14 protein-coding genes are annotated in these 16,718 nt (G+C 38.2%); 5 read left to right on the top strand and 9 right to left on the bottom strand.

The window, feature by feature from the left end:
- Positions 1–306 precede the first annotated feature (306 nt).
- Positions 307–1,086 carry an IclR family transcriptional regulator gene (locus R2H34_RS01900; RefSeq protein WP_004916873.1) on the top strand — a complete coding sequence of 260 codons (780 nt, stop codon included), beginning with the start codon at positions 307–309 and terminating at the stop codon, positions 1,084–1,086.
- Between the two features lie 224 nt (positions 1,087–1,310).
- On the opposite strand, the gene pgsA is transcribed toward R2H34_RS01900, so the two are convergent.
- The 7 genes from pgsA to R2H34_RS01865 form a co-directional block, all read right to left on the bottom strand.
- Positions 1,311–1,898: a CDP-diacylglycerol--glycerol-3-phosphate 3-phosphatidyltransferase gene (pgsA, locus tag R2H34_RS01895; RefSeq protein ID WP_004916874.1), complete on the bottom strand. Its 588-nt coding sequence runs from the start codon at positions 1,896–1,898 to the stop codon at positions 1,311–1,313.
- Between the two features lie 105 nt (positions 1,899–2,003).
- Positions 2,004–2,801, bottom strand: coding sequence for a thioesterase family protein (locus R2H34_RS01890; protein WP_318342394.1), 798 nt, complete (start codon positions 2,799–2,801; stop codon positions 2,004–2,006).
- Between the two features lie 105 nt (positions 2,802–2,906).
- Positions 2,907–4,706, bottom strand: a complete 1,800-nt coding sequence (gene uvrC, locus R2H34_RS01885) for an excinuclease ABC subunit UvrC (protein ID WP_080747897.1) — start codon at positions 4,704–4,706, stop codon at positions 2,907–2,909.
- Positions 4,707–4,814: 108 nt separating this feature from the next.
- Positions 4,815–5,678 carry a hypothetical protein gene (locus tag R2H34_RS01880; RefSeq protein ID WP_004916880.1) on the bottom strand — a complete coding sequence of 288 codons (864 nt, stop codon included), beginning with the start codon at positions 5,676–5,678 and terminating at the stop codon, positions 4,815–4,817.
- Positions 5,679–5,802: 124 nt separating this feature from the next.
- Positions 5,803–6,222 carry a PH domain-containing protein gene (locus tag R2H34_RS01875; protein ID WP_151825725.1) on the bottom strand — a complete coding sequence of 140 codons (420 nt, stop codon included), beginning with the start codon at positions 6,220–6,222 and terminating at the stop codon, positions 5,803–5,805.
- Between the two features lie 91 nt (positions 6,223–6,313).
- Positions 6,314–7,228, bottom strand: a complete 915-nt coding sequence (gene lpxO / locus R2H34_RS01870) for a lipid A hydroxylase LpxO (protein WP_004957454.1) — start codon at positions 7,226–7,228, stop codon at positions 6,314–6,316.
- Positions 7,229–7,372: 144 nt separating this feature from the next.
- Entirely contained in the window at positions 7,373–8,431 is a 1,059-nt protein-coding gene (locus tag R2H34_RS01865; RefSeq protein WP_126131702.1) for a diguanylate cyclase domain-containing protein, read from the bottom strand.
- A 653-nt stretch (positions 8,432–9,084) separates the two neighbouring features.
- Between R2H34_RS01865 and fadB the strand changes: the two genes are divergently transcribed.
- From fadB to R2H34_RS01850, 3 genes are all read left to right on the top strand, one after another.
- The gene (gene fadB / locus R2H34_RS01860; protein ID WP_318342393.1) at positions 9,085–11,238 is read left to right on the top strand and encodes a fatty acid oxidation complex subunit alpha FadB; all 2,154 of its coding nucleotides are present in this window, start codon (positions 9,085–9,087) and stop codon (positions 11,236–11,238) included.
- A 12-nt stretch (positions 11,239–11,250) separates the two neighbouring features.
- Complete coding sequence (gene fadA / locus R2H34_RS01855) at positions 11,251–12,423, top strand: acetyl-CoA C-acyltransferase FadA (protein ID WP_318342392.1); 1,173 nt, start codon at positions 11,251–11,253, stop codon at positions 12,421–12,423.
- A 166-nt stretch (positions 12,424–12,589) separates the two neighbouring features.
- Complete coding sequence (locus R2H34_RS01850) at positions 12,590–13,213, top strand: PH domain-containing protein (RefSeq protein ID WP_004777818.1); 624 nt, start codon at positions 12,590–12,592, stop codon at positions 13,211–13,213.
- A 56-nt stretch (positions 13,214–13,269) separates the two neighbouring features.
- Here the strand turns inward: R2H34_RS01850 and R2H34_RS01845 are convergent, their stop codons facing one another.
- Positions 13,270–13,782, bottom strand: a complete 513-nt coding sequence (locus tag R2H34_RS01845; RefSeq protein ID WP_004957442.1) for a hypothetical protein — start codon at positions 13,780–13,782, stop codon at positions 13,270–13,272.
- 301 nt (positions 13,783–14,083) lie between these two features.
- Here R2H34_RS01845 and R2H34_RS01840 point away from each other — a divergent pair, with 301 nt between their 5' ends.
- A complete protein-coding gene (locus R2H34_RS01840; RefSeq protein ID WP_005403561.1) occupies positions 14,084–14,782 on the top strand; it encodes a hypothetical protein in 699 nt (232 codons plus the stop codon).
- Between the two features lie 82 nt (positions 14,783–14,864).
- On the opposite strand, the gene R2H34_RS01835 is transcribed toward R2H34_RS01840, so the two are convergent.
- Positions 14,865–16,670 (bottom strand): ABC transporter ATP-binding protein, encoded by a 1,806-nt coding sequence (locus tag R2H34_RS01835; protein ID WP_318342391.1) that lies wholly within the window; start codon positions 16,668–16,670, stop codon positions 14,865–14,867.
- Positions 16,671–16,718: the final 48 nt, after the last annotated feature.

The following is a 16,718-nucleotide window of genomic DNA, read 5'->3' as shown; positions in this document are numbered from 1 at the left end:
AATGAACTGATCGGAATGGCAAACATTTCAGGGATAAATTTAAAACAAATTATCCAATGAAGAAATTGTGCTTATAATTTTTTCAAAACCAAGCAATTTAGTCAACATAAATTATCATTATTTGATAATTATTTAATTAAATATAGAATATATCATGCAAAACATATCATTTTTCTCATCAGAGAACTTATTCATACGTTTTAGAATCAACTACGCTAAAAGTGCATACCCGCTGAATGACTTTTCTGTTATAAAGCAAATAAAAGCCACAGCTTTAGACTATTTTTAAGGAGTAAACAGCTCATCATGGCAATTTCGAGTTTTGGTAAAATTCTCACTGTACTGGACTTATTTTCAGTTTCTCGCCCGATTATCAACGTTGATATCATTTGTGATGAGCTCAATCTCTCAAAACCCACTGCATATCGCTATTTAAAGGAACTGGTATCAACTGATATCTTGAAACGTATTAGTGGAACATCTGGTGACTACACTTTAGGCTCTAAAATAGCGGTTTTAGACTATATTTCGCATAGTACAGATCCTTTAGTACAAATCAGTATTCCGTTCATGCGAGACATCGTAGATCGTACAGAACTTTGCTGCTTACTCACCTATTTGAATCATGATTACTGTATTGATTTACATCATGAAACCTTCAAAGCAGCCGAGCTGCTTTCATACGGACGTGGCTGTCCTCGACCTGTATATGTGGGGGCATCACCTAAAATTGTGATTGCTCATTTAACCAAACAAAGAATTCAGTCTTACTATGAGCAATTCTCAAATGAGCTTGCCAAAGTTGGCTTTGCCCATGATCTAGATGAATTCGCTCAACAGATGAAAAAAATCAAAAAGCAGGGATTTTATTTATCTCAAGGTGAAATTGATCCACAAGTTTGCGGTCTGTCTGTGCCGATACGTTTTTCCACAAAGGAAGCACCGATCGCCTTGACCTTAGTTGCATCAAAAAATCGTTTTGATTTTCTGAATATTCAGAAGCTTATCGAAATCTTACAAAGCAATGCAGCTCAGATCGAACATAAATTTGCAACACTGACTGAAAACCAAGCAAACCAAAACTGAGAATATTAAAAATTATTTACACTTTCATGCGTTGTAAATATCAACATATTCTCATATTATGATTATGTTCTTCAGCATACTCTCCCAAAAAGAGCATGACTTTCCTCAGAGAACTAAGCTCATATTCGTTATGGGCTTTTTTCTTGAGCTGTATATATGAGGCAATAAAAAAGCCCTCTAGGTAGAGAGCTTCTTAGATTTGATGCTATTAGATTGATGAGCAATTAAGGCTGTTTTAAATAAGGCCATGCAGCTCGTAGATATATAATCATCGACCACAAGGTTAATATCACCGCAGCATACAATAAAGCATATGCCCAGATTTCTAACGGCTTCCAGTTCAACAAAAATACGCTAATCGCAATCATTTGAAAGGCAGTTTTATATTTACCTACGGTTGAAACAGCTACATTAGTTCTTGCACCCAATTCTGCCATCCATTCGCGCAATGCTGAAACTGTAATTTCACGAGAAATAATCACAATCGCAGCAAATGCCATGGAAATTGTAGGTTGCCATTGAACCAAAACAATCAAAGCAGCAGCGACCATCAATTTATCAGCGACAGGATCGAGAAAGCGTCCAAAAGCCGATGTTTGATTTAATGTCCTTGCGAGGTAGCCATCAAACCAATCTGTTACAGCTGCAAGGACAAAGATCGCGGTCAAAATCAAATGTCGCATCATCCCACCATGATGCTCAGCAATTCCAATCGCTGGTGGCCAATAGGCAATCACCAAAAAAACAGGAATAAAGGCAATACGTGCCAATGTTAGAATATTAGGAATGTTCAGGATTCGCCCTGTGCTCATAAACACCGCCATGTTGGTCGCATCAAATATGCATATTGCACAAAGGTTGTGCCGAGATTGTATCCATCTGTAAGCAACTTTATACGAAATACGAGGAAGTGTCGACTAGGCAAAAACGGCAACCGTCTGCCTAAGGATCGCAATTAATCGATTTTCACTATCCCAAAGATAAGCATATTCTGTTGAATAACCGTGTTCTGCAAACTCAGTAACGACTTTATATTTAAACCAGTCATGCAGTTGATTCTCAATCGGGTGTATATATGTAATGTGCCAACTTAAAGAGCTCGCTGGTGCTGGTGTTTTAAACATTGGTAAAACACCTGGCGGCCACACATCCATTAAAGAAAATAAATCACCCAAATATAAATCACGATTTGAGTGTAATTGAGGAGAAAAACGACACCATCCACCAAAATCAGGTGTTTTACTTCCTGCCATTGGATAATGTCCTTCAGCCCAACACAATTCGAACTGTTGTAAGCATTCAGGCATCAAACCTTCAAGATAAACCATTTTTTCCAGTTGATCTGCTGTTACGTAGTCAGGAACTGTTGGTTTGTTATTCACCACAATTCTCGACTCTCGCCCCAAACCGAAGCTTGCGACTAAAACACTTTGCACTGCATCGTCTTGCCAAAGACGAATTTCAAGTGTCGTCACTGATTTGCCTTGTCTCAATACTTCAGCCGTCAATTTGGCTGCACCTTGCTGTACAGGCCCAACAAAGCTGACACTGCAACTTAAAAGCTGTTTTTCTGAATCATTGACTGTAAGAATTGCTTTTTGAATGAGCAGACCTGCGATAAGACCACCAAATACCGTACGCCCTTGCAACCATCCTGATGGAATATCAATCCATTCTTGTTGTTCTAGCTGTTGATACAATCCAAGCAGTGACATTATTATTCCTTAAGGAGCAAATTCACTTTATCTTTCAACGTTTCTTAAGTTTTGTGAATGATCATTTATCCACAACTCTATGGAAGATTCGGTCAATCCGCCCTTTTATTCATGAAGAATTTTATAAATCGTCCTTGCCATCACTTCTCCCAAACCAGGAACAAGCATTAATTCTTTTTCTGAAGCTTTTAGCACGCCTTGTATACCTCCAAAATGAGTCAATAAATCGCGTCGACGTTTAGGTCCTAAACCTGGGATTGCTTCCAATACGGAACTACTACGTCGTTTATCTCGCTTGGCTCTATGTTTGGTGATGGCAAAACGATGTGCTTCATCTCGAACTTGCTGAATCAAGTGCAAAGCTTTGTGGTCTTCAGGCAATTGAATCTTTGTACCATCAGTAAAATGCAAGGTTTCTAAACCTGGTTTTCGCCCTTCACCTTTAGAAACCCCAATCATAAATGCATCTAGACCAAGCTCCTCCATGACATCCATAGCCATATGCAACTGACCTTTACCACCATCAATCAGTAAAAGGTCAGGTAACATATTCTTTTTATAACGACGAATCAGCGCTTGACGCATCGCTGCATAGTCATCACCACCGGTAATGTCCTGAATGGCGAACTGACGATAATCTCTTTTCCGCGCTCCACCTTGATCGAACACCACACAGGAAGCGATTGGTGCTTCCCCCATAGTATGACTAATATCAAAACATTCAATCCGATCAATCGGACGTCCTGCAACTTGTTCAAGTTGATGAAAACGCTCATTCAACTCTAAATGATTACTCAACTTCCCTTTGATAGCATGCTGCACGTTCATTTGTGCAAGCTCTTGCCACTCAGCCCGTGTTTCTCGAACTTTGTGCTTGATCTGAACTTTCTTCTCAAAGGTTTGTTGTAACGCTTCTTCGAGTTGAACTCGATCAGGAAGTTCGACATTCACAATCAACTCAGAAGGGATTTCATCTGCCACTTGGAAGTAGAAGTTAGCAATAAAATCACTGAGCATTTGTCCAAGATCATCACTCAACATATCTGGAAAATAGCTTTTTCCTCCCAGCATACGACCATTACGCACATACATGATTTGTACGCAGGTGACACCCGCTTGATAGGCAATCGCTAGAATATCGGCCTCACCTTTTATTTTAAACACCGCTTGTTGTGCTTGAACTTCACGTAATAAAGACAACCGATCTCGATAAAATACCGCTTTTTCGAACTCAAGAGCTTCTGCCGCTTGCTCCATTTTGCCGATTAATTCCTGATTCAGTTCTTTGGTATCACCTTGTAAGAAGCGAATTGAATTATCAACATCTTCTTTATAATCTTCTGGGCTAATTAACCCCACACATGGTGCTGTACACCGTTTGATTTGATATTGTAGACAAGGGCGTTTGCGTTGAGAAAAATAGCTATTTTCACACTGTCTTACATTAAATAGTTTCTGTAAGGTTAAAAGAGTATCTCGCGCGCTGTACGCACTTGGATAAGGACCAAAAAACTTACCGATTTGATGCTTACCTTTACCTCGCCCACTGGCAATACGAGGATAAGGTTTATCTGCGGAAACAAAGATATAGACATAGGACTTATCGTCCCGCAGCATGATGTTATATGGCGGACGATGTAATTTGATAAGATTTTGTTCTAATAGTAGCGCTTCAGTTTCGGAACGAACGATCAATGTCTCGATATCATAAATACGTGCAACCAGAGCTTGTGTCTTGGGATGCTCAATCGTTTTTACAAAATAGCTGGAGACACGATTTTTTAGATTCTTCGCTTTACCGACATAAAGTAACTCCCCATCTTTGCCTAGCATTTTGTACACACCAGGCAATTGGGTCATATGAGTCAGTATTTTTTCAATGTGTTCACGCGCGTTTGGATTCACAGCAGACTTTCATGATCAGTATTGGTTTGATGATGTAGTCTGCATAAATCAATTTCAAGTGAATTGAGCTAAAATCCATCAACTCAATGGCTCAAATTACACCGATAATTAAAAAACTCGACTCAATACTTTATCAACGCTCTTAAATGCTGACTCATTAAAGAAATCACAAGCGAGTTCATTTGTCGGAGTAATTGGATTAACCTCTCTCGTCGTATGGTAAAACCCCCAATACTCACGTGCTTGATGACGAATTCGCGTATCCGCTAAATTAAACTCTGTACTAGGTTGATATGCTGTCCATGATGCATTTTGCCAAATACCCTGATTTTGAACAGTACTACTGGTACTGACATGCGCAAGATTTTGCGTTGGATAAGATTCAATATAATCTTGAGTACTCAACTGAACTTGTTTTTGCCAACATGTTGCACCTGCAGGGAATTTATCCTGACTGGCAAACAATAGTCCTTGAATAATTTCTAGTGTAACATCGCTTATGAACGATGATGCTGTCGCTTGTCTTAAAAAATAACGTACATAGTCAGAAACCTCTAAGCCAGACAAGTCAATCTTCTTGAGCTGATAAGTAAGTTTAAATGCTGTTCTCTGTTCTAAATTATAAGGTTCATACTCTAAAACACTATCACTGAATACTGCTTTACGACCTACGATATAAGCACCAGTGGTATTTTGCGGTGGAAATATGGTTGATATCCCATTGCTAGTAATAAAGTTTCGAAGCGCTTCAGTCTGTAATTTTGGTGTTTCGGTATAAGTAATTAAAAGATCATTATTTTTATCTACTTGATACGATTTCTTTGTCAGTTTATTAGACTCATTTGCAACTGAAAGATCATAACTATAAAAAGCTTTATTCTGAGGATCAACAGTTCCATAAATATCATCAGTTTCTTCAGTACAAGCCACTAAACTTAAAATACTTAAACTAATCAATAGCTGTTTTTTCATTATATTTTCTCATGATTTTAAATATCAAATTTTATCCAAATTATACTATCTGGTACAACTAAAAAAAATATTGCTCTTTTTAAAAATAAGTTTTCTATTCAACATGAAATGCGAAATTATCAATCTATTTTTTAGTGAGTACTGACTGTATTGCCTGACAGAAAGCCTGTTTATTTTTAGGTGATACCAAAATATAAGTTGCTATACCATCCTTTTTATAATCAATGCGTAAACGATCCAAAGATAGAGCTGGGGACGAGGTCAGATGATGTGTGCTTGTAAGCTCAACAATATCCTTCTTATTTATTCTCCATTTAAACCACATCGAATGAATCGTCAGTTCATGTTCAGTCACAACATAACGAGTGTTTAAGATCGGCCACCAGAGCAATACAATCGTTAGAAAGTATATAACTGCATGCTCAGGGTATTCTTGCATGGTTCCTTTAATATGCATCGTCCATAAAAACTGCAGCAGTAAACCTGTCGTCGCAATAACTATTCCCCATAACCACCAATCTATTTTTGAACGAAATGTCTGCATAGTTTGTACCTCGATAAAATTCACTCATTTAAACGTATTTTATAACGAGAACAAATAAAAAACGCCCTGTCGGGCGTTTTGATTTCACTCATTAAAATACATAGGGACGTATAAAAATAAGGAAGAATAATCCTAACATTAAGAACCACTTTAAAAAGTAATAAAGTTGGCGGTTTGATTTCTTTAATGCTTTGGCTTTAATTCGGATTTGGTAAACATAACCAAAAACTTTATTTAAACCACCTGTTTGGTCACCAGCTTCATTCGGCGAACTCGCAGCAGTCATCACACTTTTACCAAACCAGTGATTAAACTTTTCCATAAAACGTGTCTTTAATGGACGCTCTACATCAGCGAAAAAGATAATACGGTTTTGATCTGTTTTATTTTCAGCGTAGTGAATGTAGGTTTCATCAAACACAACGCTTTCTCCATCACGCCATGAATAACGTTCGCCATCCACATCAATAAAGCAACGGTCATCATTTGGTGTAATCAAACCTAAATGATAACGCAACGAACCTGCATAAGGGTCACGATGTCGTACTAAACGACTATCTGGTGCCAACTCGGTAAACATCGCAGCTTTAATACTTGGCAATGTTTTCAACAAAGCCGTCGTTTTTGGGCAAAGCTCAGCAGCTGACGGATGCGCAGAATCGTACCATTTAAGATAAAAACGCTTCCAACCTGTTTTAAAAAATGAGTTAAAACCTAAATCATCGTAGCTACTTGAAGCTTTAATCCCACCCTTGTCGTATAAAGCTTTCGCCTCATCACGAATCATTTCCCAATTTTCATCTAAAATTTTTAGGTCTTTGAAATATTGAGTATCGATATAAGGTTGATTCGGTACTTTAGAAAACATGTACATTAAGAAATTAATCGGTGCGAGCACAGTAGAATGGTCAAAAAATTGACGATAAAACGAATGCTTAACTTTACCACGACGCTGAATATACAACGCCGAAATGATAAAGATCGCTAATATGATCCATTTAATCATTGATATCGGCACTTAAAAATTAATCGCCAAATTTTAACACCATCCCTCACAATTTCTAGCCGCTTTTACTCAAACTCCGACTTGGATAGCGAGTTAATTTTTTTTAATTCTATTTTTCAAAAACTTAATAACTTTTTTTAAAAACTATATTTTTGTTTTAAGCTCTTTTTTCACCTGATACATTCTTGCATCGGCTTCATGGATTAATGTTGTTGCATCAATATACCCTTCAACATGATCGGTTTGTTTGACACCGATACTCAAGCTAATTGAAGGTTCTATTTGGCGAATATATTGCTCCAAACGAGGTACAAAACTCTCTATCGCTTGAGATTCTGTACATCTTGGGAAAATGATACAAAATTCATCACCTCCGCATCGAAAACAATGATCATCAAGTCGAGCAACATAGCGGATACCATCTGCCACTATTTTTAAAATTTGATCGCCACGTGGGTGCCCAAATGTATCGTTGATCATTTTGAAATCATTAATATCAATAAATACCACCGTCACAGGTTCTAAAGTATGTTCAGCCGTACATATAGTTGCATTCAAAATACTATTTAAATGTCGAACATTCAGTAAACCTGTCAGAGGATCAGTTTGTGACAATGCTTCCATTTGTTGTGCGCGATCTTCGAGGACATTGGCATATTGTTCAATTTTCTCTTTAGACGATTTGATTTCACTGACTAAACTCCAAACATAGGTTTCAACAACTAAAGAAATATCAAACATGAATAGTTTTTCTAGAGTTTGCACAACTTGATGATATTCATCTGTATGTCCAATTTGCTCATACACCAAAGTCATTAATCTAGTTTTGAGATGATAAATCGCCGATAAATATAATTTGGGTTCTACACCGATCCGCTTATGCACTAAACCAATCCTTAGACGGTTGTTAACGTAATTGGCATCATAAGTCCCAGAAAATAACTCAGTGACGTATTGTCGTTGCGCACGTTGTAAACGAGATAAGGTATCTACATCTCCAATCAAAGTTGCAATTTCGGCTACTGAAGTTTGTTGTTGATAAAACTCCATCACAACTTGATCAAATAAAGGCTCAAGCTTTATACCTAATTGAACTAACTGGAGAAGTTCTTTATTCGTCAACGACAATAAAGATTTTCGATATTCTATTTCCTCTGAGGAAATATGCATTTGTTGCATCAAAGTTTGGTCTATTGGTTTCATCCTGACACCTCTCATCCCCAAACAAGATTATCGAGAATCGAATTGGATTGATTTTCAGTTCTGTCTTGTTCTAAGTGTGCAAACCATCTTTAGTTAAATTCTAGCCTTTATTTTCACTTTCCACTTCAAGCATTAACTAACATTTTTTGTCAGCTGATGACGGTGTTTCAATATGAAAAATAAATGCTGTGAATGTTTAAAAGAACCACAGCTTCCCTATTTCAAGGTTCTAGCGCTAAATGTGATTTTCTTCTAAAAATGCAGCAAGAAATAGACCAAAATAAAGAATTTGCCTTTGAACAAATAAAATTTAATATCTATTCCTTTAAGAAAGCACATATTCCACAGTAAATGAGTGTTCTAGATAAATTTATTGTTGTAAGTACTTATGGAGATTATTTTATTCATTTCAGCATTTTTTATTTACAATCATCATTATAAACAACAATAAACCATTGATTTAAATTAATTAAAATAATAAAAAATGATCCATCAAAACAATAGATGACCCTAGCGTCACGGCTTGATACAACTTGTTATGTTCTTTTTGGATATAGTTATCGTAAGATTAGCGAAGCATTTTGTGTGACTATATCCACACACACGCTTTTATGACATCAACTCAGAATCCTCCACAACAAGGGAGATCAGGCATGATCCACGCTGGCAATGCCATTACCGTCCAAATGCTTGCGGACGGAATTGCAGAATTCCGCTTTGACTTACAAGGTGAGTCGGTTAATAAATTTAACCGTGCAACCATCGAAGACTTCCAGGCAGCGATTGCTGCAGTTAAAGCCAATAACGACATTAAAGGCTTAGTTGTTACCTCTGGTAAATCAACATTTATCGTTGGTGCTGACATTACTGAATTTGGCGACAATTTCGCTGCTGGTGAACAAGCAATCATTGATTGGCTTATTCCTGTACACGAAATCTTCAATAGCTTTGAAGATTTAGAAATGCCTAAAGTTGCTGCGATCAATGGCATGGCGCTTGGTGGCGGTTTTGAAATGTGCTTAGTGTGTGACTACCGTGTCATGTCTGAACAAGCACAAGTTGGCTTACCAGAAATCAAACTTGGTATCTATCCTGGTTTTGGTGGTAGCGTTCGTTTAAGCCGTTTGATCGGTATCGACAATGCTGTTGAATGGATGGCAATGGCGAATCCTAAGAAGCCAGCTGCTGCGCTTAAAGATGGTGCTGTAGATGCAGTTGTTGCTGCTGACAAACTTCAAGAAGCTGCTGTTGACTTAGTTAAACAAGCACTTGCTGGTCGTTTGAACTGGAAAGCAAAGCGTCAAGAAAAATTAGACGCAATTAAATTGAACCCACTTGAACAAATGATGGCGTTCAATACAGCGAAAGGTGCGGTTCTTGCTAAAGCAAACCCTGCGCAATACCCTGCTCCTAAATTATTGCTTGACTCATTACAAGCAGGTGCAAGCTCAACTCGTGACGACGCATTAAAAGCAGAAGCTCAAGGTTTCGCTAAAGCTGCGATCACACCACAAGCTGGCGCACTTATCGGTTTATTCATCAACGATCAAGTTGTGAAGAAAACTGCGAAAAAATATGAAAAAGGTGCTCATCCTGTAAACCAAGCAGCTGTATTAGGTGCTGGTATTATGGGTGGTGGTATTGCTTACCAAGCGGCAAGCAAAGGCACTCCAATCATCATGAAAGATATTGGTAACCCACAACTTGCATTAGGTATGAAAGAAGCGAATGGCTTGCTAACAAAGCAAGTTGAACGCAAGAAAATGAAACCTGCGCAAATGGGTGAAACGCTTGCTCGCATCCGTCCAACTTTAAGCTATGACGAGTTTAAAGAAGTGGATATCGTGATCGAAGCGGTAACTGAAAACCCTAAAGTTAAAGAAATCGTACTTGCAGATACAGAAAAGCATGTTCGTGAAAACACGATCATCGCATCTAACACATCTACAATCTCGATTACACGCCTTGCGAAAGCATTACAACGTCCTGAAAACTTCGTTGGTATGCACTTCTTCAACCCAGTACACATGATGCCATTGGTTGAAGTTATTCGTGGTGAAAAAACTTCTGATGAAGCAATCGCAACAACTGTTGTTCTTGCTCAGAAAATGGGTAAAACACCTATCGTTGTAAACGACTGTCCAGGTTTCTTGGTAAACCGCGTATTGTTCCCTTACTTTGGTGCATTCGACCTACTCGTTAAAGACGGTGCTGACTTCCAGCAAGTTGATAATGTAATGGCGAAATTCGGTTGGCCTATGGGTCCTGCATACTTGATCGACGTTGTTGGTATCGATACAGGTGTACATGGCGCAGAAGTGATGGCTGAAGGTTTCCCTGACCGTATGAAGCCAGATTACAAAGGTTCTATCCAAGCGATGTACGAAGCAAAACGTCTTGGTCAAAAGAACGATGTTGGTTTCTACAAATATGTGTTAGACAAGAAAGGTAAGAAAGCGAAAACTGTTGACCCAACAGCTTACGAAATCATTGCGCCTTTCGTGACTGGCGAAAAACGTGAATTTGATCCACAAGAAATCATTGACCGTATGATGCTTGCTTTCTGTAACGAAACAGTTCGTTGCTTAGAAGACAACATCGTTGCAACTGCTTCTGAAGCAGATATGGCGATGATCATGGGTGTAGGTTTCCCTCCATTCCGTGGTGGTCCATGCCGTTATATCGACCAAACTGGTGTTGCTGAATACGTTGCGCTTTGCGATAAATATGCACACTTAGGTAAAGCTTATGAAGCGCCGCAAATGCTGCGTGACATGGCTGAAAACAACAAGAAATTCTACGGTTAAGGAGCGACGTGAATGGCTACTTTAAATCCACGTGACGTTGTGATTGTTGATGGCGTACGTACTGCCATGGGCAAAAGCAAAAACGGTATGTTCCGCAATGTACGTGCTGACAGCATGTCTGCGGAGCTGGTTCGCGCTTTAGTTGCTCGTAACCAATTTGATGTCAACGAAGTTGAAGATGTAATCTGGGGTTGTGTAAACCAAACTTTAGAGCAAGGTATGAACATTGCTCGTAATATTGGTTTATTGGCTGATATTCCAAAGACTGCTGGCGGTCAAACGGTTAACCGTTTGTGTGGTTCTTCTATGCAAGCAATCCACACGGCTGCTGCACAGATTGCAACCAATCAAGGTGACATCTTCATCATCGGTGGTGTAGAGCATATGGGTCACGTCGGTATGATGCACGGCATCGACCTGAACCCTGAAGCATCTAAACACTATGCCAAAGCATCTAACATGATGGGCTTAACTGCTGAAATGTTAGGTCGTATGAACGGAATCTCTCGTGAAGAACAAGATGCCTTCGGTGTTGAATCTCACCGCCGTGCTTGGGCTGCAACACAAGAAGGTCGTTTTAAAAACGAAATCGTTGGTATTGAAGGTCACGATCAAAATGGCTTCAAAATCCTTTGCGACATCGATGAAGTGATTCGTCCAGATGCTAATCTTGAAGCATTCAAAGCGTTGAAACCAGTTTTCGATCCTAAAGGTGGTTCAGTAACAGCAGCAACATCTTCTGCTCTTTCTGATGGCGCTTCTGCAATGTTGCTTATGTCTGCTGAACGTGCACAAGCGCTTGGTTTAAAACCACGTGCTGTGATTCGTTCTATGGCAATTGCAGGATGTGATGCTGCAATCATGGGTTACGGTCCAGTTCCAGCAACTCAAAAAGCGCTTAAACGTGCTGGTTTAACGATGGCGGATATCCAGACTGTTGAGTTAAATGAAGCATTTGCTGCACAAGGCTTGTCTGTTCTTAAAGGCTTAGGTCTGTATGACAAACAAGACATCGTGAACTTAAATGGTGGTGCAATCGCTCTTGGTCACCCACTAGGCTGTTCAGGTGCTCGTATCACCACTACGTTGTTAAACGTAATGGAGCAACAAGATACTCAAATCGGTCTTGCGACCATGTGTATCGGCCTCGGTCAAGGTATCGCGACAATTATCGAACGTGTTTAATCAACACTGAGATAAAAAGAAAATCCCCGCCATGTGCGGGGATTTTTTTATAACCAATTCTATTTATTAGAGAATTTAAAACAGCGATCAACCCAAATAAAGTCTATAGACAAACAAAGTGGCATCAGATTAATATCGGATTTCCAAAAATTATAAGGCTCTAACAATGTTTAAAAATATGGCAGCAGATTTAATGGGGACAAGCGACATTGGTCGGATCATCGAACCAAGAGACTATGACAAAACAGATATTGATGACTATATTTTTCATGAAGATAACGAAAAAATCTTTTTCCTGATCAAAGCCAAAACTGATGAATATTGTTTCACAAACTCTGCTTTCATCCATCTCGATGGTACAAGTGCTGTAAGTAAAAAACGTACTTTAAACCGATATCCCTACAAACATTATCAAATCAGTCATGTTCAGCTTGAAACTGCAGGTACAGTAGACCGTGATGTAGAACTCAAGTTCCATCTAGGTGGTGCAGCATATTCAATTGATATTGAAAAATCACAAATTGAAAAAGTGCGCGATTTATATAAAGCACTGTTTAGCATTGGTGAGGCTTGTAAAGAAATCGAGCGCCAATCATCATTGCTTTTTTCAACACAACAAGCTGTAAATAATATGTTCTCGTTGCGTGAACTTCCTGAGCAAGTGTTATTAAATTTACCAAGTATCATTTCGCAAACAACGATTCAAGTTGAAACAAAACTGACTGAGCATCGTAAAAAGATTGAAAACTATGATTTTTCTTCAATTTTTGAGCGTTATATAAAAGAATAAATAAAAAAATCCCCGTACCATTACGGGGATTTTTTTATCTCAACATATGATTTAAGTTAACGTGTTAGAAAGTTCTGAGGTGTTTTCAAACCCGCTTCAATTTGTTGTTGTAATTTTAATAGATCATCCAAACTTACTTTTATTGTGCCTTCACGAAATGCATTCGCATTATCCCGATTAATATTGAGGGGTTCTAACATTTTGAAGACCCCATTACTTGGATTAGATGACTGAAAGCCCATCGCAACAGCCATAATATAATCTTCTAAAAAAGGTGAAACTTGAGATAAATCAGGCTGTACAGTTCTCGGCTGATAATCTATCGAAGTTGTGACTTCAGTGAGTTGAGCATTTTGAATATCAGTCTGCTGCTTGTTTATATAATGTTGTAGGGCTTGGCGGACTTTGATATCTTCCTGAAAAGGAACCAATCCAACCTCTTCACGTAGCTCTGATTCTGCCATGATCCGAATCGTAGGCAACGAACCTACCTGTTCTTCGGCTTGTACAGTTGCAATACCGATATAAGTTAACATCGTAATCAGCAATGATCGTTTGAGTAAGTTCATTTCTGCTCCAAAACTCAGTCATCAAATCCGTGATGAGATTAAATAAAAGCATCTACCTATAGGCTACAACAAAGTGCTGTTTTATTCAGCAGAGGTCAGATAAACGGTAAATTTCATTAAAATTTTAAACTTTAGATAAAAAAAATTAAAATAGACTCATCTGTTAGATGTTTGTAAAAAATCAAATTTCAACGCAAAAAAAACCTCGCATATATCGCCTTTTTTGATTATTGTCCTAAGAGCTATTTTCATTTTTTTGTTCTTTTTTAAATTTAAAATTCAAAATATTAGGAGTAAATGGATGTCGTCAACATCAGCAAAAATAACAATGATCTGCATGCTAACAGGCGTTGCTTTAACTGGATGTGCAACTAAAACCCTTATTACTAAAGACAGTAAAACATATACCCGTACTGAACGTGTCATGTTAGTTGAGGACAATGTCGTTGCATTCGGACGACCTGCGCAAGCATCTGCGAACTTACCGAAAGACAGTATTGTGATTGCAGGGCAAAAAAACAGTTATATCCTGACGCAAGGCGGCACTCAGTTTGTCACTTTGATCAATAAACTTGATCCTAAAAACATTCAAATCACCAGAGAACTCAACTTCTATTCGGAAAAGAATGATGGAAATTTCTCAGGTACATTACCGCTGTCTTATGTAAAACTCAAAGAAGACCTGAGCAAAAAGGACTTAGAATTTTTCATAGAGAATGGTGCCAAAGAATGTTCATCATCTAGTGACGAACGTATGCAAGCGCAACGCTTTTGTTTTGATATTAAATTGGCGGGGGTAGTCTACCCTGCTGCAAATAATCTCAGTTCATTAAAAGCATTGAGTAAACCTTATCAAGTCTCGATTTATACCCACAAACAAGAAACTTATAGCTCTAAATCAGGTATGAATCCTTTTGAAAAACTCGTTTTGTTGCCATTTGCAGTGGCGATTGACGTAGTGAGCTTACCGTTCCAAGCAGCTGAAAAGATTTTTGATTAAATAAAAAATAGGTCTTTGATCATTGTTCTGAAAGATGCTCAAAGACCTTCCTACTATGTTGATTCTAAATCAATGCGTCATATCAACTATGTGTTTCTTCTTCGCCTTCATTATCAAAAGTTTTAGCGATCTTTTCGATATTAAGGCTTTTTGCCATCGCATCAAAAATATCTTTATATACACCCTGTTGCTGATAAAGTTGATGATGTTCACCATACTCAACAATGGCACCATCTTGCATGACATAGGTGTAGTCAGCATCAATGATCTGAGAAAGACTATGAGAGATAATAATCACAGTTCGCCCTTGTTTGATTTCATCTAAACTGTGCTTAATCTGCTCTGTTGCGATTGCATCCAAACTCGCTGTCGGTTCATCTAGAAAAATAATCGGTGGATCTTTCAGAAACATACGTGCTATTGCGATTCGTTGCTGTTGTCCACCCGACAATAACAATGCATCAGATTGATAACCTTTAGGTAACTTTAAAATTTGCTCATGGATCGATGCTTTTTTAGCAGCTTGGATAATTTCGTCTTCACTTGCATCCATTTTTCCATAGCAAATATTGTCTTGTATCGTGCCCTGAAAGATATGATTTTTTTGCAGTACTAAACCAATATGATCTCGCAAATATTGAGTATCCATATCATTCAAATCAATACCATCCAACAGAATTTGTCCTGTCTGCGGTAAATAAAATTTATCCAATAAGCTGATTAAAGTCGATTTGCCTGCACCAGATAATCCTACCAGTGCTGTAATTTTATTGGGTTGTATGGTGATACTAATTTCTTTAAGCGCATGATGACCATTTGGATAGAAGAAATCGACCTGTTTTAACTCAAACTTTCCACTGAGTTGTGAAGGTTTCTGCTGTCCTGAGGTTTCAATCTCATGATCCGCCTCAAGAATCTGAAAAAAACTTTCCGCATAAATCATGGCATCATTGACCTCATCATAAATACGATGCAATGAGCGAATAGGAGCTGAAACATTATTAAATAGCAAAATATGAAACATAATCATCCCGATACTCATGTCGCCAATCAACACAAAATACGCGGTGAGGATAATGATAAAAACGATCCCAATTTGCTCAGTAAAAGTTTTAACGCCATCAAAAATAAAACTAATTTGGCGCGTGTGCATCTGATTATCGGTAAGCTGCTTTTGTAAGATCAGTTGTTTTTCAGCTTCAACTTGTTCACGGTTAAACGACTTAATAACTGTAATCGAATTAATAATACTCAGAATACCCTGACTTTTCCGCTCACGACCATCTCTTAAACTCCGTCTTACTCCACCTAATTTCTGCGCTTGTTTAAAGGTCAACCAAAAATAAATCGGCACGATACTTAGGGCGACTAGTCCAATCCAAAAATTAGCATAGAACATCAAACCCAATGCGAGAATCGCGCTACTGAATAAAGGCAAAATGTCGATAAAGAAGATTTGAATCAAACGTGTAATCGAACCAATACCACGATCAATACGAGTTTGTAATTTTCCCGCTTGATTGTCATCTTGAGTGAAAAATGAAAGCCGATAGGTCAGAAATTTCTCAATAATTGCTTGGGCAACATCTTGTGAAATCATGATTCTGAGACGTTCACCAAATAACTTTTGCCCAAACTGAATCAAAGTACTGATAATTTCTTTACTAAGTAAAATAACACTGATCGTTACTAAAATATGCCAACCTTGAGCAAGACCATCTCCCGCTTCTACTAAACGATTGATTTGATCAACAGCATATTGCAGCGTTAAAGCATTAACCTGAGCGGTCAATGCTCCAATCAAAGTCAGGATTAAGGTGATTATCACCAATAGTCTGTAAGGCTTCACAAAAGGTCGAACTTTGCTAAAAAGTTGCCATAGATTCATGTTTTTAACGTCAGCTCTCCTCAAAAACTTTTAATTTAGTTCAAACCA

Source organism: Acinetobacter sp. 16 (genome assembly GCF_033439925.1).
In the GTDB taxonomy this organism is placed as follows: domain Bacteria; phylum Pseudomonadota; class Gammaproteobacteria; order Pseudomonadales; family Moraxellaceae; genus Acinetobacter; species Acinetobacter junii.
This window is presented reverse-complemented; position numbering and strand designations above follow the sequence as displayed.

What these genes read in the sequence shown, in the direction of transcription:
- fadB (WP_318342393.1), top strand. Translation starts at nt 9,085, where the DNA reads ATGATCCACGCTGGCAATGCCATTACCGTCCAAATGCTTGCGGACGGA.
- R2H34_RS01875 (WP_151825725.1), bottom strand. Translation starts at nt 6,222, where the DNA reads ATGCAGACATTTCGTTCAAAAATAGATTGGTGGTTATGGGGAATAGTT.
- R2H34_RS01835 (WP_318342391.1), bottom strand. Translation starts at nt 16,670, where the DNA reads ATGAATCTATGGCAACTTTTTAGCAAAGTTCGACCTTTTGTGAAGCCT.
- R2H34_RS01865 (WP_126131702.1), bottom strand. Translation starts at nt 8,431, where the DNA reads ATGAAACCAATAGACCAAACTTTGATGCAACAAATGCATATTTCCTCA.
- R2H34_RS01890 (WP_318342394.1), bottom strand. Translation starts at nt 2,801, where the DNA reads ATGTCACTGCTTGGATTGTATCAACAGCTAGAACAACAAGAATGGATT.
- R2H34_RS01845 (WP_004957442.1), bottom strand. Translation starts at nt 13,782, where the DNA reads ATGAACTTACTCAAACGATCATTGCTGATTACGATGTTAACTTATATC.
- R2H34_RS01880 (WP_004916880.1), bottom strand. Translation starts at nt 5,678, where the DNA reads ATGAAAAAACAGCTATTGATTAGTTTAAGTATTTTAAGTTTAGTGGCT.
- pgsA (WP_004916874.1), bottom strand. Translation starts at nt 1,898, where the DNA reads ATGAGCACAGGGCGAATCCTGAACATTCCTAATATTCTAACATTGGCA.
- lpxO (WP_004957454.1), bottom strand. Translation starts at nt 7,228, where the DNA reads ATGATTAAATGGATCATATTAGCGATCTTTATCATTTCGGCGTTGTAT.
- R2H34_RS01840 (WP_005403561.1), top strand. Translation starts at nt 14,084, where the DNA reads ATGTCGTCAACATCAGCAAAAATAACAATGATCTGCATGCTAACAGGC.
- fadA (WP_318342392.1), top strand. Translation starts at nt 11,251, where the DNA reads ATGGCTACTTTAAATCCACGTGACGTTGTGATTGTTGATGGCGTACGT.
- R2H34_RS01900 (WP_004916873.1), top strand. Translation starts at nt 307, where the DNA reads ATGGCAATTTCGAGTTTTGGTAAAATTCTCACTGTACTGGACTTATTT.
- R2H34_RS01850 (WP_004777818.1), top strand. Translation starts at nt 12,590, where the DNA reads ATGTTTAAAAATATGGCAGCAGATTTAATGGGGACAAGCGACATTGGT.